Here is a 14153-nt window from a genome sequence, read left to right as displayed (position 1 = left end):
ATCCGGTATTAGACCTAGTTTCCCAGGCTTATCCCAGAGTACAGGGCAGGTTACCCACGTGTTACTCACCCGTTCGCCGCTCGTGTACCCCGAAGGGCCTTACCGCTCGACTTGCATGTGTTAAGCACGCCGCCAGCGTTCGTCCTGAGCCAGGATCAAACTCTCCAATAATGAATGAGTTGATCGCTCGGACAACACTGACAAAATGTCAGTTGTCCAGTAACAATCTCAAAGGAATCCTCTTGACGAGGATCATAATTTACTGGCTATTCGGCACGCTGTTGAGTTCTCAAAGAACACGCGCTCACCGTCTTTACTCCGCGTCTTACCGCGTTTCATTCTGGGGCTTGTTCGTTCGTTGTGTTTGAAGCTTAGCTGGTTCGTTTTCGCCTTGTCAAATCGGCCGTTTCGACTTCCTGACCGGCTTGGCGAACTCGCTTCGCATTCAATTTAGCTTGTTCCAGAACTTATCGGAGTTGATTTCTGGCTGTCAAATCGGCGTTGTTTCCAGCACCGGGGCAGCAAGAAGCCATTCAGTTAAGTTCTGGGGGTTTGACGCCGCGCAACTCTACCCGGCCCGTTTCGCGGTGTCAACCGCTCGTTCCGGGGTGTTTGTCGCTGGCGACTTGGAGAAAGTTACTCATCTCCGCGTCGCCAGTCAAATCGCCTGGTCAGCGCGCTGCGAAGCGGACGGGGACGCCTGCGACGGCACGTTCTTCGCCGACACCGGGCGCGGGCGCAGCCACAGCGGGACCGAGCGCAGCCCCTCCATAGCGGCGACCACGGCCTCGGGCGCCGCCGGTTCGCGGGTCGCGAGCGGCACCAGGTCGTAGCCCCACACCCGGAACTCCGCGAGCACGCGCACCGGGTCGTCGCCCAGCGCCTCGGTCGCGGTGGCCGAGAACTCCAGGAACACGTGCGGCCGGTCCCTGCGCAGCAACCGCACCAGTCCGGCGAGGGCGCGGTGCCCACGACCCGGCGCGTCCACCCTGACCACCGACAGCTTCAGCCCCGCGAGACCGGGGACGGCCTCCAGCTCCTTGTCGAGCCGGGTCGCGCGCACCCTCGGCGCGTCCTCGGGCGCGTCCGGCGGCAGCGGCGACACCGAGATCCCGCCGGTGAGCGAGGGCTGCGCGGCCAGCTCCCCCGCGCTCTCCCACGCGGCGGCGGGCACCACGACGAGCCGCTCGGCGACCCGCTGCGGCAGGTTCACCTGCACGTTGTGCCGCAGCAGCTCGACCGCCGACGGGCACGGCTCCACGGCGACCACGGCGCCGGACGTGCCCATCCGGCTGAGCATCCGCACGGTCTGGTAGCCCGCGTACGCCCCGACGTCCAGGAAGATCCCGTCCGGCTCGACCACCGAGTCGATCAGCTCGGACAGCTCCGCCTCCCACGTCCCGTTGCTGGACAGGAACGGGAGCATGAACGCGTCGTCGGAGGGCAGCCTGAGCAGGCCGACCTCGGTCAGCACCAGCGAGCTGCGCACCGGCGGGGGCGCGGCGGAGTGCCGCTCGTGCTCGCGCGCCACGACCCGGCGCAGCGCGTCGGCGGTGGCCTGGGCCTGGGCGGCGGCGCGCACCCCGGCGTCGAGCCGGTGGTCGCGGTCGCGCAGCACGTCGACCACCCTGGACTCCAGGCGGTCGATCCGGTCGAGGGTGCGCTCCAGCGCGACGGCGAGCTTGTCGATGCGCTGCGCGGCGGCCTCGCCCTGCTTGGCGCGCTTGGCCGCCTCGGCGACCAGGGCGTCCTCGATGTCGCGCAGCCTCCTGCCCTGCCCGGCCATGTCGGCGCGGACCCGGACGACCGAGTCGTCGAGCGCGATCAGCTGGTCGGAGTGCTCGCCCTGGTGCTCGGCCTGCTGCTCCACCTCGGAGCGCAGCACCTCCAGCTCGCCGAGGCCGATGCCGGTGGTGACCTCGTCCTGCCTGCGGACCAGCTCGGCCACGGTGCGCTCGACGCCCTCGACCATGCCGCCGAGGACGTCGCGCATGTGGTTGTCGTGGTGGTCGAGCACGCGCAGCACGACCTTGCGCAGCTGCGGTGCCATCGGGATGCGGCTGGCGACGCTGACGTCCGGCTCGCGCAGCAGGGCGTGCTTGGCGGTCTGGAGGACCTGGAGCGGGTCGGCGGCGGGGACCGGCTTGGCGGCGGCGCGGCGGGCGCGCCAGCCCCGGTAGGCGTGCTCGACGCGCTCGCGCAGCACCTCGGCGACCTGGGCGGTGGAGCGGGTGGCGCGGACGTGCTCGCGCCCGGCGACCCCTATCGCCGCGACGGCCTCGGGCTCGTCGGCGATGGCGCGCAGCAGCTTCACGGCCGCGTCGGCGTCCGGTTCGACGCCCTGGCGGCACGGCACGAACAGCGCGGTGGCCTTGTCGAACAGCTCGGGGACTGCCCCGTGCCGGGCGGCCATGACCGGGGTTCCGGTGGCGGCGACGTCGGCGAGCGCGGCGGCGATGCGGTCGTCGGCCCCGCCCCGGTGCAGCGAGACGAGGCAGTCCACCGGCCGGAAGTCGTCGGCCAGCTCGACTCGCGGGTCGGTGGCGGTGGCCAGGCGCAGCCGCTCGGCGGCCTCCGGGTGCTCGGCGGCCCCGGTGACGGTGACGCGCAGGCGCACGTCGTCGCGGTCGGGGAAGGCGGCGAGGAACGCGGCGACGACGCCGAGGACGTTGCCCGACCGGTCGATCGAGTGGTCGGCGAGCGCGCCGAGGAGCAGGCCCTCGTGCGGTTCGGGGACGCCCTCGTCGGCTTCGGCCGTGGGCAGCGGGAGGACGCGCACGACCGGTCCGCCCGCGCGCTCGACGGCGGCGCGGGTGGCCTCGGAGGGCGTCCACAGCTCGGTGGCGTCCGGGGCCTGCGGGGGCTGGTCGGACGCGAGGTAGTCGACCAGGAATCGGTCGGCGGGCACGGGCTCGTCGCCGACGCGCAGCACGACCGGGTAGCCGTCGCCGGTGGGCAGGCCGGAGGCCTTGGCGGCGGCGCGGAGCAGGTCGGCGGCGGGGTCGTCGCCGAGGACGGTGACGCCGAGCTGGTCGATCAGGGCCGGGGTCCCGGCGCGGGGGCCTGGCACGGCGGGGACGGGGAGCCTGCCGGAGGCGACGCCGGTGGTGGCGCACCAGTCGCGGAAGGCGGTGCTGTCCTCGCCGAACGGGTCGGGGAACTCGTGGCGCAGGGCGAGGTCGTCCTGCCAGAGGGCGGCGGCCCAGCGGGTGCTGCCGTGCTTGCCGGGGACGGGTTCGCAGGCCCAGGCCAGGAACGCGGCGCCCCGGTCGTCCCCGAACGCGGGGGGCGGGGTGTGCGGGCGGTCGGCGTCGGCGGCGGCGGCGGCGGTGGCCGGATCGGTGGGCGCGGCGGGCTTCGGGGCGGCGGACTCCGAGGCGCGGGCCTCGGGCTGCCCGGCGGGCGTGCCGCCTTCGGGAGCACTGCCATCGGGCGCGCTGCCTCGGGACGCGCCGCTTTCGGACGCACTGCTTTCGGACGTGGCGGCTTCGGGCGCGCTGCCGTCGGGGACGACGGCGAGGACGGCCCTGGTCGGCGCGCCGGTGTCCGGGGCGGCGGGAGCAGAGGCGGCGGGGACGGCGTCGGCCGAGGCGGCGGCGGACTCCACCGGTCCGCCCTGCCCCGGCTCGCCCTGCGGCGGAACGGCTTCCGGCTGCCCGTCGACCGCGTCCGGGGCGCCGTCGAGCAGCAGTTCCTGCGGTGGCACCGGGATCGGCCTCGGCGTGCCGAACGGGCCGTGCGGGGTGCCGGTCCTGGACGCGGCGCGGTAGTCGGCGCGCAGGCGGTCCGGGATGGGGGTGCCGTCGGCGAGCTGGCCGAAGCCGTACGGGACGCGCTGGGCGGTGTGGCCCGCGCGGACCAGGTCGGCGCGGTAGGCGGTGCACAGGTCGGCGAGCAGCGGGTGCTCGGACAGCAGGACCCTGGGGCGGTCGGCGAAGCGCGCGGACAGCAGCCAGGGGCGGTTCGGGTCGAAGCCCGCGAAGTGGACCGTGCGCAGCGGTTCGCCCATGACGCTGAGCGCGCCGTCGTCGAGCCGGTGCACGGGCCGCTGGGCGGCGTTCCACGCGGACAGGCCGATGGTGGCGTCGCGCAGCACGTGCACCTTGACCAGCGCGGGGGCCATGTCCAGCACGGCCTTGGTCGCGTCGGGGGTGCGGCGCAGCTGCTCGGCGAGGGTGCGCAGGAACGGCTCGGCGCCGGGCGCGACGACCAGGAAGCCGGGGTCGAACACGCCGGTGCGCAGCAGCTCGGTCGGGGTGGGGCGCAGGCCGTCGTCGGGCAGCGGGCGCAGCGCCCTGGGCAGCAGGACCAGCGGGCCCTGCTCGGCGGCGGCGAGCACCTGCTCGGTGACGGGCGCGAGGACGCGCACCCACGGGTCGAGGCACAGCACCGGGACGCGCTGGCTGAGCAGCTGCTCCAGCAGCAGCGGCCGGAGCACCCCGCACAGCTCGGCGGCGGTGCAGCCGGTGGCCAGCACCGCCAGCTCCTCGGCGGTGACGCCGAGGTCGGCCGGGGTGACCAGGCCGGGGCCCGAGGTGCCCGGCGCGGCGTCGACCACCAGCGCCAGGAACCGGGCCTCCGGGTGGTGGGCCAGGAACGAGCTGGACAGCGCCTTCACCGCGGGCAGCTCGGCGGCGGTCGCCACCGTGCACCCGATGAGGGCGGGCAGGGTCTCCGGGTTCGAGGGGAACTCGGTCACGGTGTACGAACCTAGCTTCGGTGAGTGCCCGGTGTGGACCACCCGCACGGGTTGTTGTCTCACAGGACCGGCAGCAGGGTTCGCAGCTCGTAAGGGGTCACGCTGCGGCGGTAGGAGTCCCACTCGTTCCTCTTGTTGCGCAGGAAGAAGTCGTACACGTGCTCGCCGAGGACCTCGGGGAGCAGCTCGGAGTTCTCCATCTCGGTGAGCGCCTCCCCCAGGTTCTGCGGGAGGTTGGCGTAGCCTGCGGCGCGGCGCTCGCGGTCGGTCAGCGACCACACGTCGTCCTCGGCGGGTGGCGGCAGCTCGTAGCCCTTCTCGACGCCCTTGAGGCCCGCGGCGAGGATGACGGCGAACGCCAGGTACGGGTTGGTGGCCGAGTCCGGGGTGCGGACCTCGACGCGGCGCGAGCTGGCCTTGCCCTTGGAGTACATGGGCACGCGGACCAGGGCGGAGCGGTTGGCGTGGCCCCAGCAGACGGCGGTCGGGGCCTCGCCGCCGACGATGAGCCGCTTGTAGGAGTTGACCCACTGGTTGGTGACGCCGGTGATCTCGCGGGCGTGCTTGAGCAGGCCCGCGACGAACGCCTTGCCGGTGTCGGAGAGCTGGTAGGGGTCCTCGGCGTCGTAGAACGCGTTGCGGTCGCCCTCGAACAGGCTCACGTGGGTGTGCATGCCGGAGCCGGGCTGGTCGGAGAACGGCTTGGGCATGAAGGAGGCGCGCACGCCCTGCGTGATCGCGACCTCCTTGATCAGGTACCGGAAGGTCATGATGTTGTCGGCCATGGTGAGGGCGTCGGCGTAGCGCAGGTCGATCTCCTGCTGGCCGGGCGCGCCCTCGTGGTGGCTGAACTCCACGGAGATGCCCATCGCCTCCAGCGCCTCGATGGCGTGGCGGCGGAAGTGGGTGGCGGTCTCGTGGCTGGTCTGGTCGAAGAAGCCGCCGTTGTCGGCCGGGACGGGTTCCTTGCCGTCGCCGTTGAGCTCCTTCAGCAGGAAGAACTCCATCTCCGGGTGCACGTAGCAGGTGAAGCCCTGCTCGCTGGCGCGCGCGAGGGTGCGGCGCAGCACGTGCCTGGGGTCGGCCCAGGAGGGGGCGCCGTCGGGCATGGAGATGTCGCAGAACATCCGCGCCGAGTAGTGGTTCTGGTCCGGGGTCTTCCAGGGCAGGACCTGGAAGGTGGCCGGGTCGGGGCGGGCGACCATGTCGGACTCGTAGACCCGCGCGAAGCCCTCGATGGCGGAGCCGTCGAAGCCGATGCCCTCGCTGAAGGCGCCTTCGAGCTCGGCCGGTGCCACCGCGACGGACTTGAGGAAGCCCAGGACGTCGGTGAACCAGAGCCGGACGAAGCGGATGTCGCGTTCCTCTAGCGTGCGGAGCACGAACTCCTGCTGGCGGTTCATGGGTCGCAGCCTAGGTAAAGCTCGTTGACGGCGCGTTGCCGGATCGCCCTAACGCGGTTCGCCCTGGGCGGACGGGGCGGGGTCGCGCGGCGGGGGTTCCTGGGCCGAGCGGGTGACGCCGGGAGGGCCTCGCGGGTGATCGCGCTGGTCGGTTCGGTGGAGATCCACTCTTCCGGGTGCACCGCGACCCCGCAGCCGGGTGGCTGCGGGGTCGCGGTCGGCTCGCGCTGAAGTTGGTCCGAAAGTCGGAGGGCGGTCAGCCCTCGCGCCACCCGCTGGTGATCGGCAGGCGGCGGTCGCGGCCGAACGCCTTGTTGCTGATCTTGGTGCCCGGCGGGTACTGCCTGCGCTTGTACTCGGCCCGGTCGACCATGCGCAGCACCCGGTCGACCAGTTCGGGGGCGAACCCGGAGTCGAGCAGGGCGCGGTAGCCCTTGTCGCCCTCGACGTAGTCGTCCAGGACCGAGTCGAGCAGCTCGTAGTCGGGCAGCGAGTCGGTGTCGACCTGGCCGGGGCGCAGCTCGGCCGACGGGGGCTTGCTGATCGAGTTCTCCGGGATGGGGGGCAGCTCGCCGCGCTTCTCGGCCTCGGCGTTGCGCCAGCGGGCGAGGTCCCACACCAGGGTCTTGAGGACGTCCTTGATGGGGGCGAAGCCGCCGACCGCGTCGCCGTAGATGGTCGAGTAGCCCACGGCCAGCTCGGTCTTGTTGCCGGTGGCCAGGACCAGGTGGCCGTGCTGGTTGGACAGGCCCATGAGCGTCATGCCCCGGCAGCGGGCCTGGACGTTCTCCTCGGCGAGGCCGGTGAGCCCCAGCTGGTCGACGAAGGCCGCCACCATCGTGGGGATCGGCTGCTCCGAGTAGTGCAGGCCGGTGCGCTGGGCCAGGTCCTCGGCGTCCGAGCGGGAGTGGTCGGACGAGTAGACCGAGGGCATGGAGACGCCGTGCACCGAGTCGGCGCCGAGGGCGTCGACGGCGAGCGAGGCGACGACGGCGGAGTCGATGCCGCCGGACAGGCCCAGCACGACGGAGCGGAAGCCGTTCTTGTGCACGTAGTCGCGCAGGCCGGTGACGAGGGCGTGCCACACCTCGGCCTCGTCGGACAGCGGTTCGGCGGAGGCGGGGACGGGCAGCGGCTCGTAGCGCGGCAGCGCCTCGTCCGAGATCACCTTGCGGGTGACGTGGAAGCCTGCGACCTCACCCTCGGTGCGCGCGGCGCCGCCGGGCAGGTCCAGGTCGAGCACCACGAGGTGCTCGACGAACCGGGGGGCGCGGGTGAGCGGGGAGCCGTCGGCGGCGACCACCATCGTGTCGCCGTCGAAGACCAGCTCGTCCTGCCCGCCGACGAGGTTGACGTAGGCGAGCGGCGCGCCCGCCTCGGCGGCGCGGCGGGCCACCAGCGGCAGCCTGGCGTCGTCCTTCTCGCGCTCGTACGGGGAGGCGTTGGGCGAGACGACCAGGTCGACCCCGGCCTGGCCGAGGGCCGCGATCGGGCCGCCGTCCTGCCAGAGGTCCTCGCAGATCACCAGGCCGACCTCGACGCCGTGCAGCCGCACGACCTCCAGCGCGTCGCCGCGCCGGAAGTAGCGGCGCTCGTCGAAGACGCCGTAGTTGGGCAGGTGGTGCTTGTGCTGGCGGGCGACCACCTGTCCGCCGTGCAGCACGGCGGCGGAGTTGCGCTTGCCCCGCTCGTCGCCGTCCAGGTACCCGGCGAAGACGGCGATCCCGCCGAGGCCCTCGCGGTCGAGGGTGGCGGCGAGGTCGGTCAGCGCGGCCTTGGAGGCCGAGGTGAACGACTCGCGCAGGGCGAGGTCCTCCACGGGGTAGCCGGTGAGGACCATCTCGGGGAACACGACCAGGTGAGCGCCGGCCTCGACGGCCTTGCGGGTCCAGTCGACGACCAGGGCGGAGTTGCCCGCCAGGTCGCCGACGCAGGCGTTGACCTGGGCCAGTGCGAGTCGAAGCTGCGGCATGGGGACATCCTCTCCCACGGAGGGGGTCGGCGGCGCGCGTTGTGGCCGAGGCGTCACCACCCGCCGCGCGCACCTACGATCGGTGTGTGCGCCGCTCCTCTCCGCTGCTCCTGGTCCTGCTGGCACTGACCGCCTGCACCTCGGTGGTTCCCGGCGATCCGGGTCCGGGGGTGCGGCTGGAGAAGCGCGGCCCGGCGGGGGCGGTGCCGCAGGGGCTGGAGCGGTTCTACGGCCAGGAGGTCGGCTGGGGCGGCTGCTCGGCGTACGCGGACAGCACGAGCACGCGGGCGCTGTACCGGGACCGGCCGAGCCTGGAGTGCGCGCGGATCGAGGTGCCGCTGGACTACGCGGCCCCCGAGGGGGAGACGATCCGGATCGGGGTGCTGCGCAGGCCCGCCACCGGTGACCGGATCGGGTCGCTGCTGCTCAACCCCGGCGGTCCCGGCGCGTCCGGCATGGAGGCGGCGGTGTCGCTGGTGCCGCAGGTGCTGTCCTCGGAGATCGGCGCGCGCTTCGACCTGGTCGGGTTCGACCCGCGCGGGGTGGGGGCGAGCGAGCCGAGGGTGCGCTGCCTGAGCGACGCCGAGCGGGACGTCGAGCGGCTCGACGTGGACGTCGACGCCTCGCCCGAGGGGGTGGCGGAGACCGAGCGGGAGAACCAGGAGTACGCCCGCAAGTGCGCGGAGAACACCAGCGCGGAGTTCCTGGCGAACCTGGGGACGCGCGACGTGGTGAAGGACCTGGACGTGCTGCGGTCCGCGCTGGGCGACGAGAAGCTGAGCTACGTCGGGTACTCGTACGGCACGCACATCGGCGCGGTGTACGCCGAGACGTTCCCGGCGAACGTGCGGGCGATGGTGCTGGACGGGGCGGTCGACCCGGCGCAGGACGAGGGCGACTCGCTGGTGGCGCAGGGCGCCGGGTTCCAGCAGGCGTTCGAGGAGTTCGCGGCGTGGTGCGCGAAGCGGCCGGACTGCGCGCTGGGGACCGACCCGGCGAAGGCCGCCCAGGCGTTCCAGGGCCTGACCCGGCCGCTGATCGAGAACCCGGTGGCCGTGCAGGGGCGGAAGCTGTCGTACAACGACTCGATCACCGGCGTGATCCAGGCGCTGTACTCCTCGCAGCTGTGGGAGCCGCTGAACACCGGCCTGAACGAGCTGCGGGCGGGGCAGGGGCAGACGCTCCTGCTGCTGGCGGACACCTACTACGGGCGGGACGCGGACGGGAAGTACTCGGCGATCACGGACGCGTTCACCGCGATCCAGTGCGTCGACTCGCCGCGCGGCACCGACCGGGCGGAGCTCTCCGAGGTCGCGCGGCGGTACCGCGAGGCCGCGCCGTTCCTGGACGACGGCGCCCCGCCGGTGGGCGTGCTGGACGCGTGCGCGTTCTGGCCGGTGCCGGTGACGGCGGTGCCGACGCTGACCGAGAGGCCCGTCGGGCTGCCCCCGGTGCTGGTGATCTCCACGACCGGCGACCCGGCGACCCCGTACGACGCGGGGGTGAGCCTGGCCGGGGTGCTGGGCGGCGGGCTGCTGACCTACGAGGGCGAGCAGCACACCGTGTACCTGCAGGGCGTGGAGTGCGTGGACGCGATCGGCACCGCCTACCTGGTCGGTCTGGCGATGCCGCAGGCGGGCGCGCGCTGCTAGCGGCGGCGCGCGCCGGTCCGCTCCAGGGGCTCGGGTCCTCGGCTCACGCCTTGGGCTCGGGTCGGACGAACGGGAACAGGACGGTCTGCCGGATGGTGGTCCCGGTGAGCATCATCAGCAGCCGGTCGACGCCGAGGCCGAGCCCGCCGGTGGGGGCCATGCCGTGCTCCAGCGCGGTCAGGAAGTCCTCGTCCAGCTCCATCGCCTCGACGTCGCCGCTGGCGGCCTTGAGCGACTGGGACTCCAGCCTGCGCCGCTGCTCGACCGGGTCGGTCAGCTCGGAGTAGGCGGTGCCGACCTCGGCGCCGAACGCGACCAGGTCCCAGCGCTCGGCCAGCCGGGGGTCGGCGCGGTGCTCCCTGGTCAGCGGGGAGACCGAGGTGGGGAAGTCGGTGTAGAAGGTCGGGGCGGTCGTGGCGGGCTCCACGAGGTGGTCGTAGGCGCGCAGCACCAGCGTCCCGTGGTCGGCCTCCAGGTCCTCCGGCAGCGGGACGCCGCCCGCGACCAGCGCGGCGCGCAGCTCGTCCAGCGGCAGGTCGGGGCCGATCTCCACGCCCAGCGCGGTGGACACGGCCGCGTGCACCGGCACCACCGGCCACCGGCCCGAGATGTCGACCTCCACGCCGTCGCGGACCGCGACCTGCCTGCCGTGCGCGGCCACCGCGGCGTGCTGCACCAGCTCCCGCACCAGGTCCAGCATCACCCGGTAGTCGGCGTACGCCTGGTACGCCTCCAGCATGGTGAACTCGGGGTTGTGGGTGGCGTCGGCGCCCTCGTTGCGGAAGTTCCGGTTCAGCTCGAACACCCGGTCCACGCCCGCCACGCACAGCCGCTTCAGGTACAGCTCGGGCGCGATCCGCAGGTACATGCGGGTGTCGTAGGCGTTGATGTGGGTGATGAACGGCCGCGCGTTGGCCCCGCCGTGCACGGTCTGGAGCATCGGGGTCTCGACCTCCAGGTAGCCCCGGTCGTGCAGGAAGTCCCGGACGGCGCGCACGACGGCGCTGCGGGTGCGCAGCATCGCGGCCGAGCCGGGGTTGACCGCCAGGTCCAGGTAGCGCTTGCGGACCCGCGCCTCCGGGTCGGCCAGGCCCGCGCGGCGGTCGGGCAGCGGGTGCAGGCACTTGGCGGTGACCGCCCAGCTCGCGACCAGCACGGACAGCTCACCGCGCCGGGAGCGCACGACCTCGCCGCGCGCGCCGACGTGGTCGCCGAGGTCCACGCCGGACTTCCACAGGTCCAGGTCCTCGGTGGTGGCGGCGTCCAGCATGAGCTGCACCTCGCCGGTCCAGTCGCGGACGCGGGCGAAGCACAGGCCGCCCAGCTCGCGCAGCGCCACGACCCGGCCGGTGATCGCGACGACCTGCCCGAACCGGGACTCGACCTCGGCGACCGGGCAGTCCCGGTCGTAGCCGACGGGGTACGGGTCGCGCCCGGCGGCGCGCAGCAGGTCGAGCTTGGCCATCCGGACCCTGACCTGCTCGGGGCGGCGGGCGCGGGCCGGTTCGGGGCGGCCGGCCTCGATCTCGCGGACGGCGTCGGCGAACCAGCGCCCGGACGTGGTGGCGCCGTCAAGGCCGCGGTGCCGCGAGCCGCGCTTGAGCAGCGAGCGCAGGTTCGGCACGAAGCCCTCGGCGACGCCCGCCGCGATGCTCACCCTCGGCAGGCTGCGCACGCCGGAGTAGCAGAGGTACCGGGGCTGCCACTCGGGGCCGTACTTGGCGTTGGAGCGGTACAGCGACTCCAGCTGGAGGAACCGGGAGGCCAGGCCGAGGACGCCGCGCCAGGCCCGCAGCACCGGTCCGGCGCCGAGCTTCTCGCCCTCCTCGAACACCGCGCGGAACATGGCGAAGTTCAGCGACACCCGCTGCACGCCCAGCCGTCCGGCGGCGGCGACCAGCTCGGCGACCATGAACTCGTTGAGCCCGTTCTCGGCGGTCCGGTCGCGGCGCATCAGGTCCAGGGACAGCCCGCGCCGACCCCACGGCACGAACGAGAGCAGCCCGCGCAGCGCGCCGTCCGCGTCGTAGGCCTCGACCATCGCGCACCGGCCGTCGGCCTCGTCGCCGAGCCTGCCCAGCGCCATGGAGAACCCGCGCTCGGTCTGCGCGCCGCGCCACCGCTGGGCCAGGTCGAGCAGCCCGGCCATCTCGTCGGCGGGGATCTCGGCGTGCCTGCGCACCCGCGCGGTGTACCCGGCGCGCTCGACCCGGCTGACCGCCTGCCTGACCGCGCGCCGCTCCGGTCCGGCGAGGCTGAACTCGCGCACGTCCAGCACGGCCTCGTCGCCGATCTCCAGCGCCTTCAGGCCCTCGGCGGCGTAGGCGCGGGCGCCGCGCTCGCTGGCGCCGAGCACGCCCGCGCGCCAGCCGTACCGGCGGGCCTCGTCCAGCCAGACCCGCACCGCCTGCCGCCAGGAGTCCTCGTCGCCGACCGGGTCGCCGCTGGCCAGGGTGGTGCCCGCGAGCACCCGGTAGGTCAGCGCGGCGCGGCCGTCCGGGGAGAGCACGACGCTCTTGTCGCGGCGGGTGGCGAAGTAGCCGAGCGAATCCGGTTCGCCGTGCGCGGTCAGCAGGCGGCGCAGGGTCAGCTCCTCGTCGACGTTGATCCACCGGCTGGAGCGCTCGCCCCGGAAGAACAGGTACAGGGCGAAGATCGCGACGAGCGTGCCGGTGACGCCCAGCAGGACGCTCAGCCAGGCCGGGCCCTCGCCGGACAGGGCGCGGCGCAGCGGCACGACCTCGCCGGAGACCTGGTTGGCCGCCCAGACGAGCATCTCGCCCTGGTCGCGGAGGGTGCCGGGGAAGACCTCGGTGAGCAGGAAACCGGCGGTCGCGGCGGCGGCGAGGCCGAAGATGAACGCGGCCAGCGCCTTGCGCCAGGAACCGGGGGCCAGCTCGGCGGGGAACGCCTCCCGGATCGCCAGCAGGAAGGCGATGATGACCAGGGCGGTGAGGGCGCCGCCGCCGAGGAAGCCGAGCGCGCGCCGCCAGTCCACCTGCTCACCGGCCGACAGCACGTCGGGGGCGACGGCGAGCAGGAGCAGCACGGTCAGGTTCCAGAGCAGGCCGAGCGCCTCGGTGAGCAGCAGCGCCCACAGGGCGGCGCGCTTGCGGGCGCGCAGCGCCGCGCCGAGGACCACCAGGACCAGGACGATGAACAGGTTCGCCTCGACCGGGAGGCCGAGCGCGTAGCCGGAGAAGAAGATGACGTCGCCGAGGACGGTTCCCTCGGCCCAGAGCAGCAGCGCCAGGGAGGCGAGCGCGGAGACCTGCACGACCGTGGCGACCACACCCGCCGCACGCCACTTCCACTCGGCGACAACCGCCACGTCTTCCACTCCCCCGGAGATCGGCCACGTGCGAACCAGGATCACCACACCGGCAGGCAGGCTGCACCTCCGCGCGCGGGGGTCGGGCCCGGTCGCCGTGCTCAGCTCGGGGCTGGGCGGGGCGTGGTTCGACTGGGACGCCACGGTAGCCCTGCTGGAGCCGCGCGTCCGGGTGGTGGTCTTCGACCGGCCGGGGACGGGTGGGAGCGGTCCCGCGCTGCTGGCGCCGTCGGTGGACCGGGAGGTGGCGGTGCTGGACGCGGTCGTGGGGGCGGCGGTGGGGGGTTCGTGGGGTTCCGGGGGGTTCACCGGGACGGCCGGGGGTGCTGGGGCGGTCGGTTCGGCGGGTTCGGGTTCGGGTTCGGGGTCGGGGTCGGGGTCGGGGTCGGGGTCGGGGTCGCGGGTGGTGCTGGTCGGGCACTCGATGGCGGCGCTGCACGTGGAGGCGTGGGCGCGGCTGCGGCCGGGGCGGGTGGCGGGGCTGGTGCTGGTGGACCCCGATCCGGTGGCTCCCGGCGGTGGGCGGCCGTTCGACCCGGCCTCGGTGGTGGCGGGGTGGGCGCTGCGGTCCTGGGCGCGCAGGCTGTCCGGGCGGCGGTGGGGGCCGGTGCTCGGGTGGGGCGGGCCGCTGCTGCGGCGCGGGGCGATGGCGGTGACCACGTTCGGGCGGCGGGACCGCGCCCCCGGAGGGCTGGTGCGGCGGGTGTACGGGCGGGCGCCGGTGGGTCTGGCGGTGCTGGCGGAGCTGGCGTCGTTCCCCGAGCAGGTGGCGGCGGTGCAGGAGCTGCGGGAGCGGACCGGGCTGCCGGACGTGCCGTTCGAGGTGCTGGCGCCCTCGGCGCGGCCGGAGCTGGCGGCGATCGCGGGGCTGTCGGCGCGCGGGCGGCTGGTGGTGGTGCCGGGGAGCAGGCACATGGTGCACGTGGACCGGCCGGACGCGGTGGCGCTCGCGGTGCTGCGGGCGGCGGGGCTGCGGTGAGCGCGCCGGGTGCGGGGCGGCGCGGCGTTCGGGGGTTGCGCGAAGCGTGTGAGGCTACTCGCACGGGGTGTCGCCGGGGTGGCGGCGGTGCGACCCTGGAGGGGTAAACCGTGCACC

6 protein-coding genes and 1 rRNA gene are annotated in these 14153 nt (G+C 73.7%); 2 read left to right on the top strand and 5 right to left on the bottom strand.

Going from position 1 to position 14153, the window contains the following annotated elements:
- The 4 genes from LV78_RS39645 to LV78_RS39630 form a co-directional block, all read right to left on the bottom strand.
- Window positions 1-171 (bottom strand): 16S ribosomal RNA (locus LV78_RS39645); the annotation flags it as partial.
- A gap of 487 nt (window positions 172-658) precedes the next feature.
- Entirely contained in the window at window positions 659-4699 is a 4041-nt protein-coding gene (locus tag LV78_RS41935) for an FkbM family methyltransferase (RefSeq protein WP_253851367.1), read from the bottom strand.
- A gap of 59 nt (window positions 4700-4758) precedes the next feature.
- Window positions 4759-6102 carry a type I glutamate--ammonia ligase gene (gene glnA / locus LV78_RS39635; RefSeq protein WP_253851366.1) on the bottom strand — a complete coding sequence of 448 codons (1344 nt, stop codon included), beginning with the start codon at window positions 6100-6102 and terminating at the stop codon, window positions 4759-4761.
- Between the two features lie 256 nt (window positions 6103-6358).
- Window positions 6359-8074, bottom strand: coding sequence for an NAD+ synthase (locus LV78_RS39630; RefSeq protein WP_253851365.1), 1716 nt, complete (start codon window positions 8072-8074; stop codon window positions 6359-6361).
- An 86-nt stretch (window positions 8075-8160) separates the two neighbouring features.
- Here LV78_RS39630 and LV78_RS39625 point away from each other — a divergent pair, with 86 nt between their 5' ends.
- A complete protein-coding gene (locus LV78_RS39625; RefSeq protein WP_253851364.1) occupies window positions 8161-9726 on the top strand; it encodes an alpha/beta fold hydrolase in 1566 nt (521 codons plus the stop codon).
- Window positions 9727-9769: 43 nt separating this feature from the next.
- Here the strand turns inward: LV78_RS39625 and lysX are convergent, their stop codons facing one another.
- Window positions 9770-13057: a bifunctional lysylphosphatidylglycerol synthetase/lysine--tRNA ligase LysX gene (gene lysX, locus LV78_RS39620; RefSeq protein WP_253851363.1), complete on the bottom strand. Its 3288-nt coding sequence runs from the start codon at window positions 13055-13057 to the stop codon at window positions 9770-9772.
- Window positions 13058-13085: 28 nt separating this feature from the next.
- Between lysX and LV78_RS39615 the strand changes: the two genes are divergently transcribed.
- The gene (locus LV78_RS39615; protein WP_253851362.1) at window positions 13086-14036 is read left to right on the top strand and encodes an alpha/beta hydrolase; all 951 of its coding nucleotides are present in this window, start codon (window positions 13086-13088) and stop codon (window positions 14034-14036) included.
- The last annotated feature ends 117 nt before the right edge of the window (window positions 14037-14153 follow it).

This window comes from Actinosynnema pretiosum (genome assembly GCF_024171695.1).
GTDB classification, from domain to species: domain Bacteria; phylum Actinomycetota; class Actinomycetes; order Mycobacteriales; family Pseudonocardiaceae; genus Actinosynnema; species Actinosynnema pretiosum.
The sequence above is the reverse complement of the archived record's forward strand: the minus strand, read 5'-3'. Positions and strand labels throughout refer to the sequence as shown.